The organism is Candidatus Protofrankia californiensis (genome assembly GCF_900634765.1).
Lineage (GTDB): Bacteria > Actinomycetota > Actinomycetes > Frankiales > Frankiaceae > Protofrankia > Protofrankia californiensis.
The window spans coordinates 15,118-20,570 of sequence record NZ_CAAAFT010000059.1; the positions used below are offsets into that span (position 1 = coordinate 15,118).

General features: G+C 66.7%; 3 protein-coding genes and 1 pseudogene. 1 reads left to right on the plus strand and 3 read right to left on the minus strand.

What is annotated here, in order from left to right:
- The 3 genes from grpE to DD1DGNOD_RS03340 all read right to left on the minus strand — a co-directional run.
- A partial coding sequence (gene grpE / locus DD1DGNOD_RS03330; RefSeq protein ID WP_131769418.1) for a nucleotide exchange factor GrpE occupies positions 1-656 on the minus strand: 656 nt, incomplete at its 3' end.
- Positions 653-2,488: a molecular chaperone DnaK gene (gene dnaK, locus DD1DGNOD_RS03335; RefSeq protein ID WP_131765164.1), complete on the minus strand. Its 1,836-nt coding sequence runs from the start codon at positions 2,486-2,488 to the stop codon at positions 653-655. The genes grpE and dnaK, both read right to left, overlap by 4 nt.
- 297 nt (positions 2,489-2,785) lie before the next feature.
- Positions 2,786-4,051, minus strand: a complete 1,266-nt coding sequence (locus DD1DGNOD_RS03340) for a nuclease-related domain-containing protein (protein ID WP_241255438.1) — start codon at positions 4,049-4,051, stop codon at positions 2,786-2,788.
- A gap of 482 nt (positions 4,052-4,533) precedes the next feature.
- Here DD1DGNOD_RS03340 and DD1DGNOD_RS03345 point away from each other — a divergent pair.
- Positions 4,534-5,453 (plus strand): annotated as a pseudogene (locus DD1DGNOD_RS03345) (Fe-S oxidoreductase); the annotation flags it as partial.

The following is a 5,453-nucleotide window of genomic DNA, read 5'->3' on the forward strand; positions in this document are numbered from 1 at the left end:
TCCCCCGCCGTGTCCGCGGTCGCCGGCTCGGCGACCGCGACCTGGGCCGGTCGCAGCACACGGCCGGCATGGCGATACCCGGCCCGGAAGATGTCGACGCAGGTCGGCCGGGCCACCTCGGAGGAGTAGGTGTGCATGAGCGCATCGTGGACGAGCGGGTCGAACTCGTCCCCGCGGGAGCCGAACCGCTCGAGCCCGGCAGTCTCGAGGGCGCTTTCCAGCGACTCCGCCACCGCCTTGAACGGACCTTCCAGGTCACCGTGGTCGCGGGCGCGGCCGATGTCGTCGAGGGTCGGCAGCAGCGCTGAGAGCAGCCTGCCTGTTGCCTGCTCGGCCATGACCTGACGGTCGCGCTCGACGCGACGCCGATAGTTGTCGAACTCGGCTTTGAGGCGCTGCAGGTCGCCGGTGCGCTCGGCGACCTGCTGACGTAGCGGTGCCAGTAGGTCGGCCTCCCCGGTCGGCGCAGCGTCATGCGGCAGACCCCCGGGCGGGGACGTGAAAGTATCCCCGACCGGGTTGCTGGTCTCCGCCCGCACAGCGTCCACCCGTACCTGCCCGCTCTGTGGATCTATGCGGCGCTTGTCCCGGACGATTACTGGTTCGTCCGGCGTGGGAACGCCTTGCGTCCAGTCGCTGTTGGGGGCCGAGGTCACTTCTTTTCCTCCTCGTCCACTATCTCGGCGTCCACCACGTCGTCGTCCGCGTTCGCGCCCGCAGCGCCGCCCGGGGTGGTACCGGCCGCGCCCTGTGCGTCCGCGTAGAGCGACTGACCCATGACGGAACTGGCCTTGGCGAGCTCGGTGGTGGCGTCGCGGATAGCCGCGATGTCGGTGCCGCCGACCGCCGCCCGCAGGGCGGACAGCTTCTCCTCCACGTCGGCCTTGACCGTGGCTTCGATCTTGTCGCCGTTCTCGGCCAGGAACCGCTCGGTGGAGTACACCAGGGTCTCGCCCTGGTTGCGGGTCTCGGCCTCCTCACGGCGCTTGCGGTCCTCCTCGGCGTACTGCTCGGCGTCGCGGACCATCTTGTCGATGTCATCCTTGGGCAGCGCCGAACCGCCCGTGATCGTCATCGACTGTTCCTTGCCGGTGCCGAGGTCCTTGGCCGAGACGTGGACGATGCCGTTGGCGTCGATGTCGAAGGTGACCTCGATCTGCGGGATGCCGCGGGGCGCCGGCGGCAGGCCGGTGAGCTCGAACATGCCGAGCTTCTTGTTGTACGCGGCCATCTCGCGCTCGCCCTGGAAGACCTGGATCTGGACCGACGGCTGGCTGTCCTCGGCGGTGGTGAAGATCTCCGAGCGCTTGGTCGGGATGGTGGTGTTGCGCTCGATGAGTTTGGTCATGATCCCGCCCTTGGTCTCGATACCCAGGGAGAGCGGGGTGACGTCGAGCAGGAGGACGTCCTTGACCTCGCCCTTGAGGACGCCGGCCTGCAGGGACGCGCCGACGGCGACGACCTCGTCGGGGTTGACACCCTTGTTCGGCTCCTTGCCGCCGGTGAGTTCGCGGACCAGGTCGACCACGGCCGGCATGCGGGTGGATCCGCCGACGAGCACGACATGGTCGATGTCGCTGACCTTGACCCCCGCGTCCTTGACGGCCTGCTGGAAGGGGTGCTTGCAGCGGTCGATCAGGTCCTGGGTCATCCGCTGGAACTCCGAGCGGGTCAGGGTGACGTCGAGGTGCAGCGGCCCTTCGGCCGAGGCGGTGATGTAGGGCAGGTTGATGCTCGTCTGGCTGGACTGCGAAAGTTCGATCTTGGCTTTCTCGGCGGCTTCGCGCAGGCGCTGCAGGGCCATCTTGTCCTTGCCGAGGTCGACGCCGTGCTGACCGTTGAAGGTCTTGATCAGATGGTCGGTGACGCGCTGATCCCAGTCGTCGCCGCCGAGGTGGGTGTCCCCGGAGGTCGACTTGACCTCGACGACGCCGTCGCCGATCTCCAGCAGGGACACGTCGAACGTGCCACCACCGAGGTCGAAGACCAGGATCGTCTGCTCCTTCTCGCCCTTGTCCAGGCCGTAGGCGAGGGCGGCCGCAGTGGGTTCGTTGACGATCCGCAGTACGTTCAGCCCGGCGATGGTGCCGGCTTCGGTGGTGGCCTGGCGCTGCGCGTCGTCGAAGTAGGCGGGCACGGTGATGACCGCGTCGGCCACGGTCTCGCCGAGGTAGGACTCGGCGTCCCGCTTGAGCTTCTGCAGGATGAACGCGCTGATCTGCTGTGGGGTGAAGTCCTTGGTGTCGACCTTCATCTTCCAGTCGGTGCCCATGTGGCGTTTGACCGACCGGATGGTCCGTTCGACATTGGTGACCGCCTGCCGCTTCGCGACCTCGCCGACCAGGACTTCGCCGTTCTTGGCGAAGGCGACGACGGATGGAGTCGTCCGCGAGCCCTCGGCATTGGCGATCACCGTGGGTTCGCCGCCCTCGAGCACGCTCACGACGGAGTTCGTGGTGCCGAGGTCGATGCCGACCGCTCGTGCCATGTCTGTGCGCCTTTCGAATCAGGATGGTCTGGTTGCCCGGCTTCCGTCGGGATGTCGGGCGGACCGTTCGTGTAGTAGTTGAGTCCTTCCGGCTCAGGATCCAATAATAATGTCTCTACAGTCAAACATGAGCCTTCGAGGCTCAGTTTTTTTGCGGAGATCTGATGGCTCGAGCGCACCGAGCAACTGCGGGCATGACTAAGGCCGGCGGGGTGCCCCGCCGGCCTTAGTCATTGAAGTTACTGGGACAGCTACTTCAGACCCGTTATGAGAGCATGCGGCTACTGTGTGTCCTGTTCAGGCGCTGGACGGCCCTGCGGGGCCGCGTGGTGCCCGGTCCGGCCCGTCGTCGGGGCTATCGGTGTCCGGGCCGCCGTCGTCCCGGCCGTCGGCCGCGGAGCCACCTGCCGGTCGGTTCGCAGCTGGCCGCAGCGGGCGGACCGCAGCCAGTATGCGTCCTCGCCGTCGATCCGTTGACGGGTCGTCCGCGGAACTCTGCCCGGGTGTGTCGACTCCGCCCGTGAGTTCGTTGATCAGATCGTCGCTATCACCGTCGCCGTCGGTACGTGCTCCCGGGATGCCGGACCGGACGCCCGGCTCGGCGATCCGCGCGAGATCGTTCTCGATTCGGGTGAGCCGGTCGAGCATGCCGGTCGCGTCCCCGTCGCGCTCCAGGATGGTGCGCAGCGCGTCCATCAGGGTGAGCCACTGGTCGCGGTCGAGGGTGACATGATCGGCAAGCTGGTTGGCCGAATACGGTGGGAACAGGCGCTGGAGGACGGCGACCACCTTTGTCACCTCGGCCGGGTTGAGCCGATCCGGCCGGCCGCGGACATAGGACACGAGATCCCTCAGGCTGATGAGGGTCACACCGTCGATCTTCCCGTCGCTCCACAGGACGCCTGCCTCGACCATGACCAGGATCGGCCGGACCGGCGCTTTGACCATTGGTAGGGCGTCGCGGGTCCGGGTGCTTACCTCCTCCCCGAGCCACTTGGCCAGGTCGAGAGGCTTTTTGAGCGGCTGTCCGTCGACCTTCGCTCCATCCTTGGAGTAGCGGACCATACCGGTGGAGGCGTCACTTTTCATCACCATGACGCCGCCCGGCCCGACCAGCAGGTGCCCGATGCTCGCCTCGGAATGGGGCACGCGACGGTCATGCATGACCACGTAGCCGTACCGGCGCAATCTGTTGACCGTACGAGCTGTCTTACGCTCGGATTCGGCGCCTTCGCGCAGCGCCTCGATCTCGGGCACCGGGTCGAACGAACGACCGATCACGAGCAACGGCCAGCCGAGCTGGATCACCAGGTACGCGGCCACGGCGATGGACATGGGCAGGCGCAGGCCCGATGCGACCAGCACGGCGAACACCACCGCGATGGGGAACGCCCGTAGCGCGGCACGGGGCACGGTGTAGGCGAGGCGCTCACGGCGCATCTGTGCGTGCTGTTCCCGGGCCCGCCGGTAGGCCATGTGCAGGGAATGGCCGGGACGGTCGCGGGTGTGGCTGCGCAGCGGGCTGCTGCTCCCGATCGGGCTCTTCGTCGTACTCGCCATCATGTCCACCGTGGATCGTGAGGTCGTGGTCCGGAGCCTGAGTCTTCAGCGGTCGTCGCCCTGCCGGTGCGACAGGGCGCAGACATGTTACGGGCTGCACTGATGGTGCAACCGGAGCGCTCCTCCGGACAAGGGAATCCCATAATCGGTCCAAATTTCCCGGGACTGACGGGACGTTGGTCCCCTTCTGAGCCGAATGATCGGACGGGCCCGCTCTTTGGTCGGCAGCGCCGGTCGGCGCTGTCTGGACCTCTTACTAGCTGCGCGTGGTCGGCGCAAGGAGGAGGGTGGGGATGCAAAGGGGTGAAACAGTCTTGTTATGGACTCCTCGGTGACCCGGAGGCTTGGGCCTCCGGTGTCGCGAAAGGAGCATGATCGCGCTACCTTTGGCTCTCTGGAGGCGGAGGTGGTGGGCTGGTTCGGCGTGCAAGTTACCGATGGGTAGCGATACGCTCCCACCGTCGGTAGGAGTAACTGGAGGATGTGTGAGACTTGCTATCGGCGGAGTGATCGCCGTTGTCGCTCTCGCGGTGGCCGGACGTCGGTTCTACTGGCTGTTCAGGCTCATCCGCCAGGGCCAGCCAGCTCCCGGCCGGCTCGACGGGGCGGGCCAGCGCCTGTGGAGTGAGATCAGCGAGGTCGGCGCTCAGCGGAAGCTGCTGACCTGGACGGTCCCCGGGCTCGCACACGCCTTCACCTTCTGGGGTTTCACGATCCTCATGCTGACCGTCATCGAGGCGTTCGGCGCACTGTTCGATCACGACTTCCACATCCCACTGTTCGGGCACTGGGCCGCTGTCGGTTTCGTCGAGGACTTCTTCACCGTCGGGGTCCTCGCGGGACTGCTGGCCTTCACGATCATCCGGCTGCGCAACGCGCCCGCCCGGCTCGAACGCAAGTCGCGGTTCTACGGGTCGCACACCGGCCCGGCCTGGGTCATCCTCGGGATGATCACATCGGTGATGGTCACGCTCCTGATCCTGCGCGGCGCCCAGTTCAACGCCGGCACGCACCCGCAGGGCGACACGAGGTGGGCGTTTGCCTCCTACCTGGTCAGCCGTCCGCTCGACGTCTTCTCGACCGAGGCCAACGAACACATCGAGACGGTCTTCCTGCTGCTCAACATCGCCATCATCATGGGCTTCCTGGTGCTGGTCGCCTACTCCAAGCACCTGCACATCTTCCTGGCGCCGATCAACGTCGCGACCAAGCGTGAGCCCAAGGCGCTCGGCCCGCTGGGTACCACCCCCGACATCGAAAGCCTGATGGAGGCCGACGAGCCGATCGTGGGCGTCGGCAAGGTCGAGGACTTCTCCTGGAAGGCGATGCTCGACTTCTCCACCTGCACCGAGTGCGGACGCTGCCAGAGCCAGTGCCCTGCCTGGAACACCGGCAAGCCGCTGTC